20 protein-coding genes are annotated in these 20,911 nt (G+C 72.9%); 16 read left to right on the top strand and 4 right to left on the bottom strand.

Features of this window, described 5'->3' with window-relative positions; genetic code table 11:
- Positions 1-28: 28 nt before the first annotated feature.
- Positions 29-508 (bottom strand): universal stress protein, encoded by a 480-nt coding sequence (locus ACQPXB_RS34040; protein WP_366582652.1) that lies wholly within the window; start codon positions 506-508, stop codon positions 29-31.
- Between the two features lie 190 nt (positions 509-698).
- Here ACQPXB_RS34040 and ACQPXB_RS34035 point away from each other — a divergent pair, with 190 nt between their 5' ends.
- The gene (locus ACQPXB_RS34035) at positions 699-1,676 is read left to right on the top strand and encodes an Acg family FMN-binding oxidoreductase (RefSeq protein ID WP_432845770.1); all 978 of its coding nucleotides are present in this window, start codon (positions 699-701) and stop codon (positions 1,674-1,676) included.
- A gap of 28 nt (positions 1,677-1,704) precedes the next feature.
- Positions 1,705-2,688: an Acg family FMN-binding oxidoreductase gene (locus ACQPXB_RS34030; RefSeq protein ID WP_386952553.1), complete on the top strand. Its 984-nt coding sequence runs from the start codon at positions 1,705-1,707 to the stop codon at positions 2,686-2,688.
- A gap of 17 nt (positions 2,689-2,705) precedes the next feature.
- Here ACQPXB_RS34030 and ACQPXB_RS34025 read toward each other — a convergent pair whose 3' ends face one another.
- Entirely contained in the window at positions 2,706-3,128 is a 423-nt protein-coding gene (locus ACQPXB_RS34025; RefSeq protein ID WP_386952556.1) for a CBS domain-containing protein, read from the bottom strand.
- Between the two features lie 213 nt (positions 3,129-3,341).
- Between ACQPXB_RS34025 and ACQPXB_RS34020 the strand changes: the two genes are divergently transcribed.
- Genes ACQPXB_RS34020 through ACQPXB_RS34010 form a run of 3 tightly spaced genes read left to right on the top strand, consistent with a single transcriptional unit; the run spans position 3,342 to position 4,768 of the window.
- On the top strand, positions 3,342-3,941 hold the full coding sequence (locus ACQPXB_RS34020; protein WP_432845769.1) for an Rv1733c family protein: 600 nt from the start codon (positions 3,342-3,344) through the stop codon (positions 3,939-3,941).
- Between the two features lie 25 nt (positions 3,942-3,966).
- Positions 3,967-4,233, top strand: a complete 267-nt coding sequence (locus tag ACQPXB_RS34015; RefSeq protein ID WP_366582657.1) for a dsRBD fold-containing protein — start codon at positions 3,967-3,969, stop codon at positions 4,231-4,233.
- 13 nt (positions 4,234-4,246) lie between these two features.
- Positions 4,247-4,768 (top strand): flavodoxin family protein, encoded by a 522-nt coding sequence (locus ACQPXB_RS34010; protein WP_366582658.1) that lies wholly within the window; start codon positions 4,247-4,249, stop codon positions 4,766-4,768.
- Between the two features lie 186 nt (positions 4,769-4,954).
- On the opposite strand, the gene ACQPXB_RS34005 is transcribed toward ACQPXB_RS34010, so the two are convergent.
- Positions 4,955-5,581: a hypothetical protein gene (locus ACQPXB_RS34005; RefSeq protein ID WP_366582659.1), complete on the bottom strand. Its 627-nt coding sequence runs from the start codon at positions 5,579-5,581 to the stop codon at positions 4,955-4,957.
- A gap of 176 nt (positions 5,582-5,757) precedes the next feature.
- Here ACQPXB_RS34005 and ACQPXB_RS34000 point away from each other — a divergent pair, with 176 nt between their 5' ends.
- The 8 genes from ACQPXB_RS34000 to ACQPXB_RS33965 all read left to right on the top strand — a co-directional run bounded on the left by ACQPXB_RS34000 (position 5,758) and on the right by ACQPXB_RS33965 (position 17,725).
- Positions 5,758-6,288 carry a flavodoxin domain-containing protein gene (locus ACQPXB_RS34000; protein WP_432845768.1) on the top strand — a complete coding sequence of 177 codons (531 nt, stop codon included), beginning with the start codon at positions 5,758-5,760 and terminating at the stop codon, positions 6,286-6,288.
- 276 nt (positions 6,289-6,564) lie between these two features.
- Positions 6,565-7,065, top strand: a complete 501-nt coding sequence (locus tag ACQPXB_RS33995) for a universal stress protein (protein WP_432845767.1) — start codon at positions 6,565-6,567, stop codon at positions 7,063-7,065.
- 113 nt (positions 7,066-7,178) lie between these two features.
- Complete coding sequence (gene mobA, locus ACQPXB_RS33990; protein WP_366582662.1) at positions 7,179-8,027, top strand: molybdenum cofactor guanylyltransferase; 849 nt, start codon at positions 7,179-7,181, stop codon at positions 8,025-8,027.
- 39 nt (positions 8,028-8,066) lie between these two features.
- On the top strand, positions 8,067-9,869 hold the full coding sequence (locus ACQPXB_RS33985; protein WP_386952567.1) for an aldehyde ferredoxin oxidoreductase family protein: 1,803 nt from the start codon (positions 8,067-8,069) through the stop codon (positions 9,867-9,869).
- A gap of 53 nt (positions 9,870-9,922) precedes the next feature.
- Positions 9,923-12,877, top strand: coding sequence for a formate dehydrogenase subunit alpha (fdhF, locus tag ACQPXB_RS33980; protein WP_366582664.1), 2,955 nt, complete (start codon positions 9,923-9,925; stop codon positions 12,875-12,877).
- Positions 12,874-14,604 carry an NAD(P)H-dependent oxidoreductase subunit E gene (locus ACQPXB_RS33975; protein ID WP_432845766.1) on the top strand — a complete coding sequence of 577 codons (1,731 nt, stop codon included), beginning with the start codon at positions 12,874-12,876 and terminating at the stop codon, positions 14,602-14,604. The genes fdhF and ACQPXB_RS33975 overlap by 4 nt, the downstream gene beginning before the upstream one ends.
- Entirely contained in the window at positions 14,601-15,821 is a 1,221-nt protein-coding gene (locus ACQPXB_RS33970) for a molybdenum cofactor synthesis domain-containing protein (protein WP_432845765.1), read from the top strand. Before ACQPXB_RS33975 ends, ACQPXB_RS33970 begins: the two co-directional genes overlap by 4 nt.
- Positions 15,818-17,725 carry a molybdopterin biosynthesis protein gene (locus tag ACQPXB_RS33965; protein ID WP_432845764.1) on the top strand — a complete coding sequence of 636 codons (1,908 nt, stop codon included), beginning with the start codon at positions 15,818-15,820 and terminating at the stop codon, positions 17,723-17,725. Before ACQPXB_RS33970 ends, ACQPXB_RS33965 begins: the two co-directional genes overlap by 4 nt.
- A gap of 231 nt (positions 17,726-17,956) precedes the next feature.
- On the opposite strand, the gene ACQPXB_RS33960 is transcribed toward ACQPXB_RS33965, so the two are convergent.
- On the bottom strand, positions 17,957-18,313 hold the full coding sequence (locus ACQPXB_RS33960) for a VOC family protein (protein WP_366582668.1): 357 nt from the start codon (positions 18,311-18,313) through the stop codon (positions 17,957-17,959).
- 123 nt (positions 18,314-18,436) lie between these two features.
- On the opposite strand from ACQPXB_RS33960, the gene ACQPXB_RS33955 reads away from it, so the two are divergent.
- From ACQPXB_RS33955 to ACQPXB_RS33945, 3 genes are all read left to right on the top strand, one after another.
- A complete protein-coding gene (locus tag ACQPXB_RS33955) occupies positions 18,437-18,838 on the top strand; it encodes a nuclear transport factor 2 family protein (RefSeq protein ID WP_432845763.1) in 402 nt (133 codons plus the stop codon).
- A gap of 93 nt (positions 18,839-18,931) precedes the next feature.
- Complete coding sequence (locus ACQPXB_RS33950; RefSeq protein ID WP_432845762.1) at positions 18,932-19,849, top strand: LysR family transcriptional regulator; 918 nt, start codon at positions 18,932-18,934, stop codon at positions 19,847-19,849.
- A 172-nt stretch (positions 19,850-20,021) separates the two neighbouring features.
- The gene (locus ACQPXB_RS33945) at positions 20,022-20,855 is read left to right on the top strand and encodes a helix-turn-helix transcriptional regulator (RefSeq protein WP_432845761.1); all 834 of its coding nucleotides are present in this window, start codon (positions 20,022-20,024) and stop codon (positions 20,853-20,855) included.
- The last annotated feature ends 56 nt before the right edge of the window (positions 20,856-20,911 follow it).

Here is a 20,911-nt window from a genome sequence, read left to right as displayed (position 1 = left end):
CTCGGCTGATCCCGGCGTGTCTCGGCGGTCAGGCGGACGTGGCCGCGGCCAGGCGGCGCGCGGCCCCGGGCGGGACGACCACGACCGGGCAGCGCGAATAGCGCACGCAGTCGCGCGAAACGCTGCCGAGCAGCAGTTCCCGTGTACGGCCGGCGCCGTGTGCGCCGACCACGAGCAGATCGGCTTCGGTGGACGCGGTGATCAGCTCCGTGGCCGGATCGCCCCGCGGGGTCGAGATCGTGACGTCCGCGGCGCCCGGGAACTGGGCGCGGATGCGCGCGATGTCGTCGTGCGGGGCGTACGCACCGGCGGCCCGGCGGCCGCGCGGCTGCGGCGCGAAAGACGAGCCCGGCAACAGGGTTTCCGCCGGCCGCACCAGCACGGCCCGCACGGAGTCACCGGGCTGGGCGGCGACGCCGAGCACCCAGCGCAGCGCCGCGTCGCTCTGCGGAGAGCCGTCGAAGCCGACGAGGATGAGGCGGCCGGAGGCCGGGTTCGCGGAACTCATCGCACACGCCTTTCCTCGGGTCACCGGTCGAGCGTGGTCTAGGGGGTCGGGCGGGGCTAGGGCACGAGGTCACCGGTACGGGCGAGGACGTCTGCCGTGGGCGCGGTGACTTTGGGCCCCATCGGCGGGATCGCGGGACGGCGAGCATGGGGTTCGCCGGAGTGACCGTCTCCGGGTACAGGAGTGGAACATGAGGACCTCGGCGCAGGCGACGGCGCTCGCTCCTTCCGAGATCGCGGTGCTCGCCCGGGCGATGAGCCGGGCCCCGTCCGTGCACAACACGCAACCGTGGCGCATGCGGGTCCGGCACAGCGACGTAGACCTGATCGAGCGCGCTTCCGTGGCGCTGCCGAGCCACGACCCGGAGGGCCGCGACCGCATGGTTTCCTGTGGCGCGGCGCTCGCGCACCTGCAGACGGCGGCTCGGGTGCTGTGCCGGGCGACCACCACGACCTACCCTGCCGGCGGTGCGGTCGTGGCCACGGTCCACGCCGAGCCGGGCTTCAGCCCCGACCACGCCGAGCTCGCGCGCTTCCACGCCATCGGGCGCCGGCGCAGCCACCGCCGCTGGTTCTCGGCCGAGCCGGTGTCCGAAGTGGACCAGAAGGCGGTGTCCGCGGCGGGCGGCGAGACGTGCGTGTGCGCCGTGGTGCCCCGGCATCTCGGCGAACTGGGGGCGATGCTGGGTTTCGCCACCCGGGCCTTCCGTGCCGACCCGGCCTACCAGCGAGAGCTGCGCGCGTGGACCGCGAGCACGTTCGGTTCCCACGCGTCGGGCGCCGAGGACGGAGTGCCCGAGGCGGCGCTCGGCTCCGAGTCGCTGCCCGCCGCGGGGCTGGTGCGCCGCGAAACGCCGGTGCCGGACGACGCCCGGCTCACCGCGCGGCTCGAAGCGGAGCACCTCCTGGTCTTCTGCACCGAGGAGGACAGCCGGCGCGAGCACCTCGCCGCCGGCGCCGGGTGCGCCCGGACGTGGCTGGAAGCGACCGCGCGCGGACTCGCCGGGTCGGTCCTCACCCAGCCGCTGCACCTGTGCGGCTTCCGCGAGGTGCTCGCCGAGCGGCTTGCCCTGCCGGGACTGCCGCAGGTGATCTTCCGCTACGGGCACCCGCTGGCCCCTGCGCCGCCTTCGCCCCGCCGCCCCCTCGCCGACCTGCTCCCGGACTGACCCGGGCCGGCTCGCCCAGGAGACCACGATGACCACAGTCCTTTCCCCCGTCGTCGAACAGGCCCTGTCGGCCGCGGTCCGCGCGCCGTCACCGCACAACACCCAGCCGTGGCGGTTCGTGGTCGAGGGGCCCCGCATCGAAGTGTGGCTCGACCACGACCGCGTCCTGCCCGTCGCCGACCCGGATTCCCGCGAGGCCCGGCTCTCGTGCGGGGCGGCGGTGTACAACCTGGTGATCATGTTGCGGGCCAACGGATTCGACGCCGCGGTGCGGATCATCCCCGAACCCGACCGCCCGGACCTGCTCGCCGTCGTGCGGGTCGTCGGCGGCACGTGCCCGGCCTTGCCCGACCGGCGGCTCGTCGAGGCCGTCTGGCGCCGGCACACCAACCGCCGCCCGATGTCCGCGCACCCGGTGTCGCCGGTCGCCCGCGCGCGGCTCAAGTCCGCCGCGCTCGGTGAGGGTGGGGTGCTGGAGTTCCTCGACGCGTCGGGCCGGTACCCGAAGGTGACCGCACTCGTCCGCCGGGCCGAGGCCGAACAATCGCTCGACGCCGAGTTCCGCGCCGAGACCGCCCGGTGGACGGGCCGTGAGCCGGACAGCCCGGACGGGGTGCCGACGATCGCCTTCGGGCCGCCGCCGGACGTGCCCGGGACGTCGCCGTTGCGTTCGTCGCACGAGAACCCGGCCATCGCGCCCCGCTCGTTCGAGCAGGATCCGGTGCTGGCCGCGGTGCTGACCCGCGACCGCGGTGCGGCCGCCGAGGTGCGTGCCGGGCTGGTGCTGCAACGAGTCCTGCTGACCGCAACCGCGGAAGGCCTCGCCTCGTCGTTCGTGTCGCAGCCCTTCGAAGCGCCGGGCACCCGCGCGCCGTTGCTCGACCTGTTCCGCGGCACCGGCCGGCCGCACACGCTGCTGCGCCTCGGCCACGGCCTGCCCTCGCGGATGACGGCGCGCCGTCCGGTGGCGGACGTGACGACCGTGCGCGCCCCCGACGTGCCCGCTCGCTGACCACCTGCCGCGATGTCCTATGAGGACGGTTCTCCGGCGGGCAGGACGCGCAGCAGGTCCTGGAACGTCACCATGCCCACCAGCAACCCGCTGTCGTCGACCACGGGCAGCGCGCGCACCCCGGCTTCGGTCATGCGGTGCGCCAGCGCGGTGGCGTCGAGGTCGGGGGTCGCGGTCGTGGCACACGGGCGCATGACCGCAGACACGGTGCGATGGCCGGCGAGCAGGACGCCCGTGTCGGGGTCCCCGGTGGCCGAGTCGCCGGGGAAGCCGGCCTGGACGAGGTCCGTTTCGCTGATCAGGCCCACGAGCTTGGCCGAACGGGTGACCACGGGCAGGGTCGTGAAGCCCCACCGGGTCATCACGCGAGCGGCTTCGGAGAGCGAAGCGTCGAAAGTCACGCTGATCACCGGGGTCGTCATGACGTCACGCGTTCGCATCGCGGTTCTCCGTTCGGGCGCGTGGGTGTCTCGTCCGACCTTGACGCCCGCGGCCGGGACGGGCCAAGGGTCTTTGGTCCCCGGCCGGACACCGGCAGGGGTGCACGCCGGGGACCGGCGACCCGGCGATGCGGGCAGAAGGCCTCTTCGGGCCGGCCGGTGCGCGGCCCATGCTGAGCGGAAACCGGCCCGTCGAACGGAAAGGCGCGAGACATGATCCCGTCGGCGAACCGCTTGCCGCGGTGGTGGCACGTGCTCGTTCCCGCACGCGGTTCCGTCGCGCGGGCTTCGGACCGGCTGCAGGCCGGACTGGTGCTCATGGTGCTTCTCGCGGCCCTGGCCGCGGTCCCGTTCTCGGCCGCCGCCGGCTCGTCGGTCTACGCTTCGCAGCAGGCGGTCTCGGCGCGGGAACTCGCCGACTACGCGCCGGTGACGGCGACTCTGCTCGCGGACGGTCCGCCGGTTTCCGTGAGTGGCCGCAGCGGCGCCGCCGGCAGCCCGGTGCCGACCGACGCGACCTGGCACTCCGCAGACGGTGTCCGGCACGTCGGGAAGGTGGATGCGATCGAAGGCTCCCACCGCGGCGATACCGTGCCGATCTGGGTGGATCGCGCCGGCGTCGTGGTCGACCCGCCGCTGAGCGCCGCCGCCGCCGTCGTGAACGCGGTCGCGGCCGCGGCCGGGCTGTTGTTCGCGGGGTGGCTCGGGCTGGCGCTGCTCTACGGGATCGCCGTCTTCGCACTGAACCGCCACCGCATGGGGAAGTGGCAGCAGGAGTGGTTCGCCATCGCGAGCAGGAAAACGCGCTCGTGAACCGTCGGCGGAACAGGAGGAAGTCATGCACACCAGGCAATGGCACGTCGAAGTGCTGCTCAGCGAGGACGAAGGGCGGACGAACGCCACGGCCCGGCTGCACACCGGGTCGGGTACGCCGCTCGACGCCGCGGGCACCGCGCGGCTCAACCCGGTCGACCGCGACGTCCCGGAGATCGGCGACGAGCTCGCCGCCGCCCGGGCGCTGAGCGCGCTCGCGCACCGGCTGCTGGACGTCGCCGCGGAGGACATCGAAGGCAGCACGCACGAGCCGGCTCGGCTCGACAGGTGAGGAGGTGGACGGGATGCACGCGATCATCGTGTACGAGTCCATGTTCGGTGACACCGAAGAGGTGGCCCGCGCGGTGGCGGACGGGCTGGGTTCCGCCGAGGTCGTCCCCGTCGACCTCGCGCCGCGCGATCTGATGGGGCGCGACCTGCTCGTGGTGGGCGCGCCGACGCACGTCCACGGGATGAGCCGGCCGTCGACGCGCAAGGCGGCGGCGGAGCAGGCCCCGGAAGGGACTCTCACGCACGAGTCGGGGATGCGCGAGTGGCTGGGCGGGTTTCACGTCCTGCCACCGGGAACGACCACGGCCGCGTTCGATACCAGGCTCCACAAACCTCGGTGGCTGACCGGCTCTGCCGCGAGGGTGGCCGACAAGATCCTGCGCCGCCTCGGTCATCCGCCGATCGTCCCGGCGACGAGCTTCTTCGTCGAGGTGGTGGACGGCGAAACGCGGCTGGTGGAGGGAGAACGAGCCCGCGCCCGGGAGTGGGGCGAGTCCCTCGCCCGGGCCCAGCGGACCGGGTCCGGCCGCGGCTGAGGATCCGGTGCGGCGGTGACGGCTCGGTGGGGGCGGCTCGGCGGGAAGGTCGGTCGCGCCACCGGATGATGCCGTGACCCGCCGGTCGGGGGACGGCGCGCGATCGGGAAAGCCGTGGTGTCCGATACGCCTGCGGGGAACCCGAGCCGGTTCCCGAAGCCGCGGCCGCCGGGTCGAGCAGCGTGTTCAATCCGGCCGGCCGGGGGCGGCGAGAGCCCGGGCCCGTGCCTCCTCGGAGATCGTCCGCACCAGCGTGGCGTGCGCCGCCTGGGCGAAGGGCCGGGCGATTCGCCAGTACCGGCGGAACTTGAGCCAGCTCTGCGGGTCCGTCATCTGCACTCGGCTGTCGACGGTCAGCAGGCTGTGGTGGACTCCGTAGGACCGCACGCCGAACGTGATCACCAGTTTCCCGTACCCGGGTTCGGAAAACGCCGCGAAGTCGTCCGGGTCGACCCGGCGCCAGGTGACGACCGGGCGCCAGAACTTCCCGGCGACGCCGACCGCGAACTCGGTGCCCGGGTGCTCGCCGAGGAGCGCCCAGTCGGAACCGCTGTCGAGGTCGTCGACGGTCAGGCGGGTGGGCTGCCGGGGCGGGCCGTGGCGCCGGTCGCGCCAGCGCGCGGGCAGCTCGCGGACCCGCTCCGTGACGGTCAGAAGTCCACTGTGGACGTCCGTCAGGTCGAGGTCGCGTGCCGCCGCGTACGTCTCCTTGGCCGGCGCGTCGACGATCTCATGGCGCACCAGGGAGAACTGGGGGTGCGGGACGAACCGGTCGCCGAGCAGATCGGGTGCCTGCGGGTGGGAATCCGTCATGGTTCCTCCTCTTCGGGCGGGGGTGGAGTGTCCAGGCTCGGCGCGCCCCCGTGCGCGCGCCAGGATCGGACGGTGTGTGCGTGGCCGATTTCGTCATCGCCGGAAGTGACTTCCTGCTCTGCCGCGGGCCGCGGCGGGACGCCACGGTGAGGGGGTCGATCGGAAGGCGGCTGGCCATGAGGATTCTCGTCGTGGTGGCGACCAGGCACGGCGCCACGAGGGAAATCGCCGAGCAGATCGCCGCGACGGCCAGGGCTTCGCTCGAGGAAACCGGTGTCGTGGTGGAGGCCGAGGTGCGCGATGCCGAGCACGTCACGTCGTTCGCGGGGTACGACGCGGCGGTGCTCGGCAGCGCGGTCTACTTCGGGCATTGGCTCGACAGCGCCCGTCGTGTCGTGCACGAGCACCAGGAGGAGCTGCGCCGCGTCCCCGTGTGGCTGTTCTCCAGCGGGCCGGCGGGGGAGCAGGCGCACCCGGGGGAGGATCCGGTGGACGTCTCGGACGTGCTGGTCGCTTCGGGCGCCCGCGAGCACCGGCTTTTCGGCGGCCGCATCGAGCGCGCGAAGCTGCGCTTCCCCGAACGGGCCGTGGTCGCCGCGCTGCGAGTACCGGACGGCGACAACCGCGACTGGCCGATGATCCGGGCCTGGGCGCGGACCATCGCCGGCGAGCTGGCCGCGGCGCCCGCCCAGCGGCAGGGCCGGTGATGAGGGGGAGAGCCGCGGACGTGCCCGTTCCGGCTCGTGCGCCGGGGGCGCCGCGCGGACGACGGCACGGGACCCGGCTGCCGTCGCCGGCGATCCGGGCCGCGTCGATCGGGTGCGAACGTCGGCGAAACCCGCCTTCACCGAGCTACTGGTGCGGACCGGTATCACGTCGATCTCGGTGGACCCCGACGTGATCGGTCGGGCCTGGCACGCGATCGCCGCGGCCGAGCGCGGCGCCCTGCCGGGGCCCTGTCCCCGTCGGGAGAGGAGAACGCCGTGACCACGGCAGACGAGAACGACATCGTCGTCGGTGTCGACGGTTCGGCGGGCAGCGCCGCGGCGCTGCGCTGGGCCCTGGCCGAGGCGAAGGCGAGCGGCCGACGGGTCGTGGCGGTCCGGGCGTGGACCTACGACCCCACCGCCGATCTGGAGTCGGCGGCGGCGCGGTCGTCGCGGGACCTCGAAAACCGCTACCGGCAGCGGCTGGCGCAGTCCGTCGCCGAGGCACTCGCCGGCGCCGACCCGGTGCCGGTCCGGGCGGAGCCCGTCGACGGCGCGCCCGGTCCGGTCCTCGTGCGGGTCTCGCAGAACGCGGCGATGCTCGTCGTCGGGAGCCACGGCCACGGCCGCCTGCTGCGGCTGCTCGTCGGGTCCGTGTCCGCCCACTGCCTCAAGGAGTCCCGCTGCCCGGTTGTCGTCGTGCCGGTTCGCACGGCGGAGGAACGGGGGCCGGTCCCGGACCCGGCCGTGACCTACGAGCCCGGCCCGCTGCTGTGAGCACGCCGCAGTCGCTCTTCTCGCTCCCCGGCCCGGCCGAGGCGGCCGGGCCGGGGAACGCCGCGGTGGCTGTTCCTCGCCATCGTCCGCGACTCGCGGCTATCCTCCGGCAGATGCAGACCGAGGCGGGTGTGGTGCTTGCCGGTGGGCGATCGTCGCGGATGGGCCGGCCCAAGGCCGGCTTGGAGTGGCACGGCTCGACGCTGCTGTACCGGACGTGTGCCGTGCTGGGACGGGTGATCGACGGCCCGGTGGTGGTCGTCGCGGCGGCCGGGCAGGAGCTGCCCGAGCTGCCGGCGGCCGTCGAGGTCGTCGAGGATCCGGTCGAGGGCCTGGGGCCGATGCAGGGGGTCGCGGCGGGACTGGCGGCGGTGGCGGAGCGGGCCGAGGCGGCGTTCGTGTGCTCGACGGACATGCCGTTGCTGCATCCCGCGTGGGTGCGGCGAGTGCTGCGCGGGCTGGCGGAGACGGGTGCGGACATGGTGATGCCGGTGGCCCGGGGGTTCCGGCAGCCGCTGGCGGCCGCGTACCGGACGTCGCTGGCCGGGCTGATCACCGGGCTGATCGGGGAGGGCGACCTGCGGCCGGGGATGTTGTTCAAGCACTGCACCGTCGCCCAGCTCGAGGACGCCCAGCTGCTCTCGGACCGGGCGCTTGCGAAGCTCGACCCGGAGCTGGAGTCGGTGATCAACGTGAACACGCCGGAGGACTACGCCGAGGTGCGGCACCGCCCGGCGCCGGAGGTGACGGTCGAACGGTTCGGGGCACTGGCGGGCAAGGACGGGCACCGGCCGCGGACCGGCCGGGCGGCCACGTTGGGTGCGGCCGCCGAGCTGGCCGGGCTGGCGCTGGACCGGCACGTGGTCGCCGCGGTGAACGGTGAGCAGGTGACGCGGGATCCGTTGCTGCCGCTCGTGACGGGGGATTCGGTGGCGTTCCTGTCGGCAGATGCCGGCGGCTGAGCGCGCCACAACCGCTCGAACGGGCCTACAGTCGGAGGCATGGCGCCGGGAGGCTTTTTCGGGCGGGCACTGGTCGTCGACGTCGGGGACGACACGGCGACCGGTGAAACGTGCGAGCTGGACGAGCGCGTGCTGCGCGCGTACCTCGGCGGCGTCGGGCTGGGCACGTGGCTGCTGCACCGGTTCGCGCCGCCGCGGGTGGATCCGCTCGCGCCGGAAGCACCGTTGGCGTTCGTGTTCTCGTCGCTCGTGGGCACGCCACTGACCACGAGCGCGAAGTTCGCCGTCGTCGCCAAGTCCCCGTTGACCGGCCTGCTGACCGACGCGTTGGCGTCGAGCCAGTTCGCCATCGCCGGGAAGCTGACCGGGCACGACGCCCTCGTCATCCGCGGTCGCGCCGCCCGCTTGTCGGTGCTGCTCGTCGACGGCGACGGAGTGCGCCTCGAACCGGCGCCGGAGCTGGCCGGGTTGCCCGCGGCCGACGCCGAAGCACGGGCCCGGCAGCGGTTCGGGCGGGGCTGGCGCACGGCGGCGATCGGGCCGGCCGGGGAACGTCAGGTCCGCTACGCCACGATCAGCCACGACGGCCGCCACGCCGGGCGCGGTGGGCTCGGCGCGGTGCTGGGCGCGAAGAACATCAAGGCGGTCCTCGTGCGGTCGGCGACCAAGGTGGCCGTCGCGGACCAGGCCGGGGTGCTGGCCGCGGCGAAAGACCTGCGGCGACGCAGTTTCGGCCCGGCCACCGCGAAGTACCGGGAGCTGGGCACGCTGGCGAACCTGCTGGCGTTCAACGCGGTCAGCACGTTGCCGACCCGCAACTTCACCGCCGCCACCTTCGACGGCGCGCCGAAGCTCGCCGCCGAGGAGCTGCACGAGCTGCGCGGGGTGGCCCGCAACAGCTGCGCGTCCTGCTCGATCGGCTGCGAGCACATCTACTCCCGCAAGGGCGGCGGCAGTCAGCGGATGGAGTACGAGAACGTGTTCGCGCTCGGCCCGCTGTGCGGGGTCTCCGATCCCGACGACGTGTTCGCCGCCAGCGCGAAGTGCGACGAGCTGGGTCTGGACACGATCTCGGCCGGCGGCACGATCGCGTGGGCCATGGAATGCGTCGAGCGGGGCCTGATCGACGAGCCGTGGTTGAAGTTCGGCGACGGCGCCGCGTTGCTGCGGGCGCTCGAGGCGATCGGCGCCCGCGAGGCCGGGCTGGGCGAGCTGCTGGCCCAGGGGTCCCGGCGCGCGGCCGCGATCGTCGGGCACGGCTCGATCGGCTTCGCCCCGCAGGTCAAGGGCCTGGAGCTGCCGGGTTACGAGCCGCGCAGCCTGCAGTCGATGGCGCTGGGCCTGGCGGTGAACGCGCGCGGCGCCGACCACAACCGGTCCGGCGCCTACGAAGCCGACCTCTCGGGCGAGGTGAACCGGTTCCGCGGCGGGGCGGCCCACGTCGGCGCGGCGATCGGCACCGAGGACCGGGCCGCGGTGATGGACTCGATGATCCTGTGCAAGTTCCTGCGCGGGGTGTTCGAGGACCCGTTCACCGAGTGGGCCACGCTGCTGTCCCTGGTCACCGGCTGGCCGGTCGACGCGGACGAGCTGCGGGCCACGGCCGAGCGGATCGTGCGGGCCAAGCGGGCCTTCAACCAGCGCGAAGGTGCCACCGCGAAGGACGACACCCTGCCGCCCCGCATGCTGGAAACGCCGCTGGAGCTGGCGTCCGGTCGTGCCGCGACGTTGACCGCGCAGCAATTGCAGGCCATGGTCGACAGTTATTACGTTGCCCGTGGGCTCGATGAGGAAGGACGGGTGCGCGCCAGCGACCTTCCCGGACTCCTCCTCGAAGCCTGACTGTACGAGGTATGTTGTATACGACATACGCTCGCTTGTGACGGAGGTCAGTGATGACGACAGTCGATGAGCCGGCCACAGCGGTGCGTACGGTGACCACGACGATCGACGGCCACTCCGTGACGGTGCCCGAGGGAACGAGCATCTACAACGCGGCTCAGCAGGCCGGCATCGACATTCCCGTGCTGTGCCACAACGAGCGCTACGACCCCGTCGGCGTCTGCCGGATGTGCGTGGTCGACACCGGCGGCCGCGTGTTCGCCGCCGCGTGCGTGCGCCCGTGCGAGGACGGCATGGAAGTCAAGACCAGCACGCCCGAGCTGGAACGCAACCGCGCGACGCTCACCGAGCTGCTGCTGTCGGACCAGCCGGACCGCGCCGAGGACCCCAAGCAGACCACGACCGGCGACAACCTGCTGCTGGAGCTGGCCGACCGCTTCGACGTCGCCAAGGAGACCACCGACCTGCCCTGCGGCTCCGGGCGCGGCACGGACCTGTCCAACCCGGTCATCGCGGTCAACCACGACGCCTGCATCCTCTGCGACCGCTGCGTGCGGGCCTGCGACGACATCCAGGGCAACGACGTGATCGGCCGCTCCGGCAAGGGCTACTCGACGAAGATCGCGTTCGACCTCGACGACCCCATGGGCTCCAGCTCCTGCGTCACCTGCGGCGAGTGCGTGCAGGCCTGCCCGACGGGCGCGCTGACCAACAAGGCGATCAACCTCATCCCGATCCAGCCCCGCGAGCAGCTCGACGCCGTCGACAGCGTCTGCCCCTACTGCGGGGTCGGCTGCGCGCTGACGTACTACGTCGACCGCGACCGCGGCGCGATCTCCTTCGCCGAAGGCCGCGACCAGCCCGGGTCGAAGAGCCGGCTGTGCGTCAAGGGCCGCTACGGCTGGGACTACGCCGCTTCACCGCAACGGCTCACCACGCCGCTCATCCGCATCGACTCGTCGTACCCGAAGGGCCCGCTGTCCGCGGACGTCCGCGGCGACGCCGAGAACGACCGTGGACGCGGCGGTGGCGGCGGGAACCGCAGCGGGGGCGGCCGGAGCCAGAAGCGCGGCCGCGACGGCCGGCGCAAGCCGGGTGGGCTCGTCGACTACGACGAGGTCATGCCGCACTTCCGCGAGGCGACCTGGGACGAGGCGCTCGACCTCGTCGCGCGGCGGCTCAAGGAGATCCACGCGACCGGTGGGCCGGGCGCCATCGCCGGGTTCGGCTCGGCGAAGTGCTCCAACGAGGAGGCCTACCTCTTCCAGAAGCTCATCCGGGCCGGGTTCGGCACCAACAACGTCGACCACTGCACCCGGCTGTGCCACGCGTCCTCGGTCGCGGCGCTGTTCGAGGGCGTCGGCTCGGGCGCGGTGTCCACGACCTACGGCGACGTGACCAACGCGGACATCGTGATCATCACCGGGTCCAACCCGACGGCGAACCACCCGGTCGCCAGCTCGTTCTTCAAGCAGGCCCGCCGGCGCGGTACCAAGATCGTGTACGTGGACCCGCGCGCCAGCACGGTGTCCGAGCACGCCGACTACTACTGCCAGGTCAAGCCCGGCACCGATGTCGCGTTCTACAACTCGATCATGCACGAGGTGATCCGGCTCGGGATGATCGATCGCGAGTTCATCGCCGAGCGCGTGTCGGGCTACGAGGAGCTCGCGCGCACGGTCGCGGAGTACCCGCCGGAGCGGGCCGCGCAGATCACCGGCGTGGACGCAGACCTGATCCGCGAGGTCGCCCGCGAGTGGGGCGAGGCCGGCGCGGGCGTCATCTACTGGGGCATGGGCATTTCCCAGCACACCACCGGCACCGACAACGCCCGCTGCCTGATCGCGCTGTGCTCGATCACCGGCAACGTCGGCCGGCCCGGTACCGGGCTGCACCCGTTGCGCGGCCAGAACAACGTGCAGGGCGCCTCCGACGCGGGCCTGATCCCGATGTTCTACCCGGACTACCAGGGCGTCGACCGCGACCGCACCCGGCAGCGGTTCGAGCAGGCCTGGGGCACGACCCTGGACCCGAAGCGCGGGCTGACCGTCACCGAGATCATCGGCTCGGTGCTCAAACCCGGTGGCGTGCGCGGGATGTACATGCTCGGGGAGAACCCGTTCCTGTCCGACCCGAACATCAACAAGGTCCGCAAAGCCCTCGGCGCGCTGGACTTCCTCGTGGTGCAGGACATCTTCCTCACCGAGACGGCCGAGTTCGCCGACGTGATCCTTCCCGCGTCGTCGTACCTGGAGAAGGACGGCAGCTACACCAACACCGACCGGCGGGTGCAACTGGGCCGCAAGGTCATGGACCCGCCCGGGCAGGCGCGGGTCGACTGGGAGATCGTGCAGGACATCGCCCGGCGGATCGGCCTGGACTGGAACTACTCGGGCCCCAGCGAGATCTTCGACGAGATGGTCGCGCTGATGCCCTCGTACAAGAACCTGCGCCACGACAACCTCGGCCTGTCCGGGAAGCTCTACCCCAACGCCGACCCGGAGCACTCCGACGGCACCGTGGTGCTGTTCGACGAACGGTTCAACACCGACGACGGCCTGGCCCACCTCGTCGCCGCGCAGTGGCTGCCGGCCAAGGAACTCCCGGACGCGGAGTACCCGCTGGTGCTCAACACCGGCCGGCTGCTGGAGCACTGGCACACCGGGTCGATGACGCGGCGCTCGTTCGCGCTGGACTCGATCGCCCCGATCCCGGAGGTGTACATGCACCCGAAGGACGCCGCCGACCGCGGCCTGGCCCACGGTGAACGGGCGCGCGTGCGGTCCCGGCGCGGGGTGATCGAGCTGCAGGTGAAGATCTCGCACCGCGAACAGCTCGGGAACTGCTTCATCCCGTTCCACTTCCGGGAAGCGGCGGCGAACCTGCTGACCATCGACGAGATCGACCCGTACGGCAAGATCCCCGAGTTCAAGTTCTGCGCGATCCAGGTCGAGGCCCTGGGCGCGGCGCACACGGAATCCGTCACGGCGGCAGGAGTCGCGGAATGACCTTGAGTCCCGAGCGGGTGCCCGGCGTCGAGGCGCGGGCGGGCAAGTTCCCCGGCCCGTCGCTGATCCCGGCGCTGAACGCGATCCAGGCCCGGCTCGGCTGGCTGCCGCGCGAGGAGCTGGAGGAGCTCGCGCGCGACGTGAGCCGGCCGCGGTACGAGATCGAGGGCCTGATCTCGTTCTACCCGCACTTCCGCACCACCCCGCCGAAAAAGGTGCAGATCAGCGTCTGCCACGACCTGTCGTGCTGGCTGCGCTCGGGCGAGGACCGCATCGCGGAGATCAAGCAGCAGTACGGCGAAGACACCGACGTCGAGCTGGTCGAGGTCTCGTGCCTGGGCCGCTGCGACGCCGCGCCCGCGGCCGCGGTGAACGAGCACCCGGCGCCGGTGTCCGAAGTGGACACGTTGGTCACCGCCGCGCGCGGCGGGGGAGTCGGGCCCGCGTCGGCGGTGCGGCGCGAGGAGCCTTGGCCGAACGATCCGTACCCCGGCGGTTCCGGGGTGGGCGAGCGCTATCGCTCATTGCGCGCGTTGCTGGCCGGCGAGATCAGTGCCGAGTCCGTGGTGGCGACGCTCAAGGACTCCGGGCTGCGCGGCATGGGCGGTGCCGGGTTCCCGACCGGGCAGAAGTGGAATCTGGTCGCCGGCGCCCAGCCGGGCACGGTGAAGTACGCCATCTGCAACGCCGACGAGTCCGAGCCGGGCACGTTCAAGGACCGGCAGATCCTCGCCGAGCAGCCGCACCTGGTGCTGGAAGGGCTGCTGCTGGGCATGGCCGTCGTCGGTGCCGAGCAGGGCTGGGTGTTCATCCGGCACGAGTACGGCCCCGAGGAACACGTGCTGAGCGACGAGATCGCCGCGTTGCGCGAGGCCGGGGTGATCGGGCCGGACGCGTGCGGCAGCGGGCGGCGGCTGGAGCTGGACCTCTTCGTCTCCCCGGGCGGCTACATCCTCGGCGAGGAGACGGCGCTGCTCGAGTGCATGGAGGGCCACCGCGGCGAGCCCCGCAACAAACCGCCGTTCCCGGGCAACTACGGCCTGCACGGGCGGCCCACCCTGATCAACTCGGTGGAGACCTTCGCCGACGTGCCGGTGATCCTGCAGCGCGGCGCGGACTGGTGGCATTCGCAGGGCATCGGCGACTCGACCGGCTGGAAGTTCTTCGCCGTCTCCGGGCATGTGGCCGACCCCGGCGTGTACTGCGTGCCGATGGGTACCACCGTGCGGGAGCTGATCGACACCGCCGGCGGGGTGCTCGACGGTGCGTCCGTGGGCGCGGTGCAGCCGGGCGGGGCGTCGTCCAATTTCATCGGACCCGACCAGCTCGACCTGCGGCTGGACTTCGCGTCGCTGGCCGAGGCCGGGACGATGCTGGGCTCCGGCGCCCTGGTGGTGCTGGCCGAGGGCACCGACCTGCTGGCCGCGTCGACGAACGTGCTGCGGTTCTTCCGCAACGAGTCGTGCGGCAAGTGCGTGCCCTGCCGGGTCGGGTCCACGAAGGCGCACACGCTGCTGCGCGGTGTGCTCGACACGGAGTCCGAATTGGACGAAGCCGGGCGCGGGAAGATCCTGCAGCTGGAAGAGGCGATGCGCAAGACGTCGATCTGCGGGCTCGGCCAGGTCGCGCTCGGGCCGGTGGTGTCGGTGCTGGGCTTGGCCAAGGGCGGCGCCGCGGCGCGTCCCCACCCGAAGCCCGAGGGAGCGAAGGACCAGCCGGGTCGGTGAGCGGACGCGAGTTCTTCACCACCCGCACCGTCGCCGAGGCCCTCGCCGGGTTCCGTCCGGCGCACCGCACCGCCGTCGAGACCGTCGCGTTGCCGGCGGCCCTGCACCGGGTACCGGCGGGCGACATCCCTTCGCCGCACGCGCTGCCGGGCTTCGTCAAGTCCACAGTGGACGGGTTCGCGGTCCGGGCGGCGGACACCTACGGCGCCTCCGACGGCCTGCCGTCCTATCTGGACCTGCTCGGCGCGGTCCGGATGGGCACCGCGCCCACGGTGTCCGTGCGGCCGGGCGGCTGCGTGGCGATGCCGACCGGCGGGGTGCTGCCCGACGGGGCGGACGCGGTGGTGATGGTCGAGTTCACCGCCGAGACCATGCCGGGCACGATCGAGGTCACCCGGCCGGTCGCGCCGGGCGGCGGGCTGGTGCGCGCCGACGACGACGTGGCCCCCGGCGCGCCGCTCGTCCCGGGTGGACGGCCGTTGCGGGCGCCGGAGCTGGGTCTGCTGGCCGCCGCGGGAGTGGTGTCCGTGCCGGTGCGCGCGCGGCCGCGGGTCGTGATCATCTCGACCGGCGACGAGGTCGTCCCGCCCGAGACCGCCACGCTCGCCGCCGGCCAGGTGCGCGACGCCACGGCGTCCGCGTTGGCCGGCTTGGTCTTCGAAGCCGGCGGCGACCCGGTGCTCGCCGGCATCGTCTCGGACGAACCCGGGGCGCTGAAGGACAAGCTGACGGCGGTGCTGCCCGGGGCGGACCTGGTGGTCGTGTCGGCCGGGTCGTCCGTCGGCGCTCGGGACGAGACCGCGGGCGCCGTCGCCGCGGTCGGCGAGGTCTGGTGCCACGGGCTGGCGATCAAACCGGGGAAGCCGACGCTGCTGGCCGAGTGCGGCGGGATCCCGGTGATCGGCCTGCCGGGCAACCCCTTGTCCGCGCTGGTGGTGTTCGGGCAGATCGGGATTCCCGTGCTGTGGCGGCTCAGCGGGTGTGAGATCCCGCCCGCGCGGCCTTCGACGCGCGCGCGGCTCTCGCGCGATCTGGCCTCGGCCGCCGGCCGGCTCGACGTGGTCCAGGTCCGCGTGCGCGACGGTGTCGCCGAGCCACTGTTCGGGCCGTCCGCGCTGCTGTCGGTGCTCACCCGCGCGGACGGGTACGTGGTCGTCCCGGAACCGGCGACCGGGCTCGACGGCGGCCTGGACGTGGATGTCACGCTGTACGCATGAACAGCCCGTTCATCTCCGATGTCCCCGCCGCCCAGGCCCACGCCGCCTGGCGGGAAGCGCGGGCGGCCGCCGGGTGCCCGGCGCGGGTCGGGGCGATCCGGGTTCCCGTCGGCGAGGCGGTGGGGCGGGTCACCGCGGAACCGGTGTGGGCGCTGCGGTCCTCACCGGCGTTCGACTCGTCCGGAATGGACGGCATCGCCGTGCGCGCGGCCGACACGGTGGGGGCCTCGGAGACGGCGCCCGTGGTGGTGACGGATTTCGAAGTCGTCGACACCGGCGACCCGCTGCCGCCCGGGTACGACGCGGTGGTCATGCGTGAACACGTCCACCACACGCCCGGCGGCGCCGAGCTGCACACGGCGGTGCCGCCGTACCAGCACGTGCGCTCCATCGGGGAAGACATCAGCGCGGCCGAGCTGCTGCTGCCCGAGGGCCATCGGCTGCGTCCGGTCGACGTCGCCGCGAGTGCCGCCGCCGGCGTGACCGAGCTGGCCGTGCGGCGGGCACCGGTCGTGGTGATCATCCCGACCGGTGACGAGATCCGGCCACTCGGGACCGAGCTGCGGCCGGGCGAGATCGCCGACACCAATTCGGTGATGCTCGCCGCGCAGGCCCGCGAGGTCGGCTGCGACGCCCGCGTCACCGCCATCGTCGCCGACGACCCGGCCGCCATCACCGCCGCCGCGCGCGCGGCCGCCCGCGAAGCCGACCTGGTCATGCTCATCGCGGGGTCCAGCGCGGGCCGCGACGACTACACCGCCCGCGTCGTCGCCGAAGCCGGAACCGTTGCCGTGCACGGGGTCGCGGTGCGGCCCGGGCATCCCGTGGTGCTGGGGACCGTCACCGGCGATCCGGCGACGCCGATCCTCGGGGTGCCCGGTTATCCCGTGTCGGCGGCGCTGACGTTCGACATCTTCGCCGCGCCCCTGCTGGCCGAGCTCGAAGGCGCCGCGCCCCGCGAACGGCCCTCGACCACGGCCCGCCTCGCCCGGAAACTGCCGTCGGTGGTCGGCATGGACGACTGGGTGCGCGTGCGGCTGGGCCGCGTGCAGGACCACGTCGTCGCGACCCCGCTCCCGCGCGGCGCCGGGGTGCTCACCTCCCTCGTGCGGGCCGACGGCCTGCTCGTGGTCCCGGCCGGCGTCGAAGGGCACCACGCCGGGACCGAGGTCCGCGTGGAGCTGCTGCGCGGACTCGCCGAGATCGACCGGACCATCGTCGCGATCGGTTCGCACGACCTCGTGCTCGACCTCGCCGCTTCGGCCCTGCGCGCCGCCGACCCGCTCGTGACACTGGCCTCCTCCAACGTCGGCTCGCTCGGCGGCCTGGTCGCCCTGCGCGACGGGCTGTGCCACCTCGCCGGCTCGCACCTGCTCGACCCCGCCACCGGCGAGTACACCCTGCCGTACGTGGAACGCCTGCTCGGCGACGAGGCCGCCGTGATCCGGCTCGTGCACCGGGACCAGGGGCTCCTCGTCGCGCCGGGAAACCCGTTGGGCCTCAAGGACATCGACGACCTCGTCCGGCCGGGGGTGCGCTACGTCAACCGCCAGCGCGGCGCCGGCACCCGCGCCCTGCTCGACCACGAACTGGGCCGCCGCGGCCTCGATCCCGCCGCCATCCCCGGTTACGCCCGCGAGGAACACACCCACCTCGCCGTCGCCGCCGCGGTCGCCGCCGGCCGCGCCGACACCGGCCTGGGCATCCTCGCCGCGGCCCGCGCCTTCGGCCTCGACTTCGTTCCGGTGGCGCAGGAACCCTACGATCTCGTGCTGCGGGCCGCGGACGTGTCGCACGAGCTCCTGGCTCCACTGTGGACACTGATCGCGGACCCCGGCTTCCGCACGCGCGTCGAGGAGCTCGGCGGCTACTCCTGCGCCGAGACGGGCAACCGGATCCGCTGAGTCGATCTCGACAGAAGCCGATCTTCTGGCGCACGGGAATCTCCGGCTCGTTCTGACACGATCGGAAACGGTCACGGAGAAGGCCGAGTCGCACCAGGATCCGATCGAGGAGACAGACGTGCTGATCAGCTTGCCGCTCGATGCCGCCCGGCCCCTCGCGCCCGCAGGAACCGCCGGCTGCTCGCCGAGGGCCAGGAGGAGTGACCACCCCATCCGGTGCGTGCCGGAGGCCTATGCCGCGCCCGGCTCGAAGCACTCGAACAGGTTGCCGTCCCGGTCCTTCAGGTGCACGCGGCGGCCGCCGGCGGCTGGGGCGACCGGGGACACCAGCTCGCCGCCACGGCTGGTGAAGGCGGCGATGGCGGCGTCGAGGTCGTGGACCCGGAGTGTCGCATTGCGACGGTGCGCCGCCAGGACTTCCGGGTCGCCCTCGAACAGCATGAAGGGGCCGACGACCGCGAGCCGGAATTCGGGGAACGACAATTCCCGCACCGGGCTGTCGCCGGCGAGGCACTGGTAGGTCGGCAGGGCTTCGCCGATGTTCTTCACTTCGATCCGGGTGCTCACGGAATCGATGATCTCGCTCATGGAATCGAGCGTAGGCGGATCCGTGCACCGATGGTGGTTTCATCACCACCAGCCTCACCGCTGGTGAAATCGCCGCGGCCCTGCTTAGGGTCGGGAATCAAGCGGGGGAGAGAGGTCGCGAAGATGACGAAGTACGCCGGTGGCGAGAATCGTCAGGCACTCGAAACGATCGCGGACGCGTTCGCCCGCGCCTGGACGGACGGCGAGTGGGACGGCTACCTCGCGCTCTACGCGGACGATTTCGTGTTCGAGTACCCGGCTGAGCCGTCCGCGGGGCGGTGGACGGGTGCGGACGCGGTGGCCCACCGGGACCGGTGGCACCAGCGCTTCAAGGACGTCCGGGTGGTCACGACGGGGGAGGACCTGCGGATGTTCGCCGGGCCGTGGGTCGCGGTGTGCAACCACAGCGAAAGCGTGATCGCGGGGACCCGCCGGAAGAACGTGCTGACAACCGTCCTGCACCGCATCGACGGCAGCGGCCGGATCGTGGAGTACCGCGAGTTCCTCGGTGCCCGGCCGGAATGAGCGCAGCGGCCGCGGAACCGAAGGTCCACCGGGTGGCCGCACCCGCGCCGTCGTGACCCCGGGCCGCGGGCGTGGCCGGTATGGCTGACCACGATGGCCTTCACTGACTCGTCGCTCACCTCCCTGCGGGTGTTGCGGGAGGTGGCCGAGCGAGGCACGTTCACCGCCGCCGCGCACGCGCTGGGCTACACCCAGTCCGCGGTGTCCCGGCAGATCGCGTCGCTGGAGGGCGCGGCGGGACTGCCGTTGCTCGAACGACGTCACGACGGGGTTCGCCTCACGCCCGCCGGCCGGATCGTGGTGCGTCGTGCGGCCGCGGCGATCGACCAGGTCGACGCCGCCGCGCGGGAACTGGCGGGCCTGCCCGAGGAGCACGGCACGGTGCGGCTGGGCTGGTTCGCGAGCGCCGGCGCGTGGCTCGTTCCGCGCGCGCTGGCCGCGCTGCGCCGGACGGATCCCGCCATCACGGTGATCACCCGCGAGGGTGGCACCCCGGCGTTGGCGCGGGCGTTGCGCGCCGGCACGCTGGACCTGGCCGTGCCGGCCGCGGCGCCGCCGTTTCGCCCGCCGGACAGCGAAACGCCCGCCCTCGACCTTCAGCCGCTCGTCGAACGCAGCCTGAGCGTTGCCGTGCCCAGCACGCATTCCCTGGCCCGCGCCGAGTTCATCGACGTGGCCGACCTGCGCGGCCAGCGCTGGATCGCGAACCCGGGTGACGAGCGGGCGATCGGGGTCTGGCCGGGACTGGACGAACGCCCCGCGATCGCGCACACGGCACGGGACTGGCCGGCCAAGCTCCACCTCGTCGCCGCGGGCCTGGGTATCACCACCATGCCCGCCACCTTCGCGCAGCTGGCGCCACCCGGGGTGCGCGTGCTTCCGGTCCGCGGCGGTCCGGCCGAACGGCGGCGCATCCTGCTGGCCCGGCTGCCCCAGCGTCCCCCTGAGCCCGTCGCCCGGCTCGCCGCGGCCTTGCGCGCCGCCGCGATCGACGAAGGCTTTCCCGCCTGACGCCGGCCCGTTCCCGGTTCCTCCGCGAGCCATGACAAGACCGCATACCGGGTGTGCCGAACTCTCGTTGGCCTCATGGCTCAACGGCTCCTACGCTCGACCCGTGGAGTGCCGCGGGCCCTCCTCAGCCCACACGGTGATGTCCTCGCGAGCGCAGGAAGGGAGGTTTCGCATGCCCGAACTGGTCCAGCGCACCGAACTCGGCGCCTTCCTGCGCGCCCGCCGCGAAGCCACCGATCCGGCGTCGGCCGGCTTCGCACCGGGCCCGCGCCGGCGCACACCCGGTCTGCGCCGGGAAGAACTCGCGCAGCTGGCGAGCCTGAGCGTCACTTGGTACACCTGGATCGAGCAGGGCCGGGACATCAGCATCAGTCACCAGGTGGTCGAGAGCCTGGCCCGCGCCCTCCGGCTGTCCCCGTCGGAGCGGGCGCATCTGTTCACCCTGGCCGGGCTGGCCCTTCCGCCCGCTCCGCCGAAACCGCGGTGCGTCGACCCGCTCCTGAGCCGGCTGGTGCGCGAGCTGCACCCGAAGCCCGCCTACGTGGTGAACCCCTGGTGGGACTTGCTCGCCTACAACGACGCGTACGCCGAGCTCCTCGGCGGGCTGGACCAGCGGACCGAACGGGAACGCAACATCCTGTGGCTGACCTTCGTCGAAGCCCGGGGGCCGGGGCTGTTCGTCGACTGGGCGGCCGAGGCGCGCGCTCTGGCCGGCCGGCTGCGGGTGGCGCTGGCGCGGCATCCGGACGATCCGCGGGGCCGCGAACTGCTTCACGGCCTGGAAGAAGCGTCCGAAACGTTTCGTGAGCTGTGGGCCGAGCAGAGCGTGAGCGGGTTCTCCCCGGCCCGAAAGGAACTGCGTCACCCGCGTCACGGCCGCGTCGACCTGGACTGCCTCAAACTGATGGACGCGCAGAACGAGCAGCAGTCACTGATCGTTTTCCTGCCTGCCGAAGAAACGGCAGAGATCGCGCCCACAGGGCATTTGGCCGCGTTACCCAGGTAGCGGCGGCACTAGCACAACAGACACCCAAACAACGGGGTGCGGCACGCATTTCTCCC

This window comes from Amycolatopsis sp. CA-161197, from assembly GCF_050942255.1.
Classification (GTDB): Bacteria; Actinomycetota; Actinomycetes; order Mycobacteriales; family Pseudonocardiaceae; genus Amycolatopsis.
This window is presented reverse-complemented; position numbering and strand designations above follow the sequence as displayed.

What these genes read in the sequence shown, in the direction of transcription:
- ACQPXB_RS34040 (WP_366582652.1), bottom strand. Translation starts at nt 508, where the DNA reads ATGAGTTCCGCGAACCCGGCCTCCGGCCGCCTCATCCTCGTCGGCTTC.
- mobA (WP_366582662.1), top strand. Translation starts at nt 7,179, where the DNA reads ATGCAGACCGAGGCGGGTGTGGTGCTTGCCGGTGGGCGATCGTCGCGG.
- ACQPXB_RS33975 (WP_432845766.1), top strand. Translation starts at nt 12,874, where the DNA reads ATGACCTTGAGTCCCGAGCGGGTGCCCGGCGTCGAGGCGCGGGCGGGC.
- ACQPXB_RS33955 (WP_432845763.1), top strand. Translation starts at nt 18,437, where the DNA reads ATGACGAAGTACGCCGGTGGCGAGAATCGTCAGGCACTCGAAACGATC.
- ACQPXB_RS34030 (WP_386952553.1), top strand. Translation starts at nt 1,705, where the DNA reads ATGACCACAGTCCTTTCCCCCGTCGTCGAACAGGCCCTGTCGGCCGCG.
- ACQPXB_RS34015 (WP_366582657.1), top strand. Translation starts at nt 3,967, where the DNA reads ATGCACACCAGGCAATGGCACGTCGAAGTGCTGCTCAGCGAGGACGAA.
- ACQPXB_RS34025 (WP_386952556.1), bottom strand. Translation starts at nt 3,128, where the DNA reads ATGCGAACGCGTGACGTCATGACGACCCCGGTGATCAGCGTGACTTTC.
- ACQPXB_RS34000 (WP_432845768.1), top strand. Translation starts at nt 5,758, where the DNA reads ATGAGGATTCTCGTCGTGGTGGCGACCAGGCACGGCGCCACGAGGGAA.
- ACQPXB_RS34020 (WP_432845769.1), top strand. Translation starts at nt 3,342, where the DNA reads ATGATCCCGTCGGCGAACCGCTTGCCGCGGTGGTGGCACGTGCTCGTT.
- ACQPXB_RS33950 (WP_432845762.1), top strand. Translation starts at nt 18,932, where the DNA reads ATGGCCTTCACTGACTCGTCGCTCACCTCCCTGCGGGTGTTGCGGGAG.
- ACQPXB_RS33960 (WP_366582668.1), bottom strand. Translation starts at nt 18,313, where the DNA reads ATGAGCGAGATCATCGATTCCGTGAGCACCCGGATCGAAGTGAAGAAC.
- ACQPXB_RS34005 (WP_366582659.1), bottom strand. Translation starts at nt 5,581, where the DNA reads ATGACGGATTCCCACCCGCAGGCACCCGATCTGCTCGGCGACCGGTTC.
- ACQPXB_RS33985 (WP_386952567.1), top strand. Translation starts at nt 8,067, where the DNA reads ATGGCGCCGGGAGGCTTTTTCGGGCGGGCACTGGTCGTCGACGTCGGG.
- ACQPXB_RS34035 (WP_432845770.1), top strand. Translation starts at nt 699, where the DNA reads ATGAGGACCTCGGCGCAGGCGACGGCGCTCGCTCCTTCCGAGATCGCG.
- ACQPXB_RS34010 (WP_366582658.1), top strand. Translation starts at nt 4,247, where the DNA reads ATGCACGCGATCATCGTGTACGAGTCCATGTTCGGTGACACCGAAGAG.
- ACQPXB_RS33945 (WP_432845761.1), top strand. Translation starts at nt 20,022, where the DNA reads ATGCCCGAACTGGTCCAGCGCACCGAACTCGGCGCCTTCCTGCGCGCC.
- fdhF (WP_366582664.1), top strand. Translation starts at nt 9,923, where the DNA reads ATGACGACAGTCGATGAGCCGGCCACAGCGGTGCGTACGGTGACCACG.
- ACQPXB_RS33965 (WP_432845764.1), top strand. Translation starts at nt 15,818, where the DNA reads ATGAACAGCCCGTTCATCTCCGATGTCCCCGCCGCCCAGGCCCACGCC.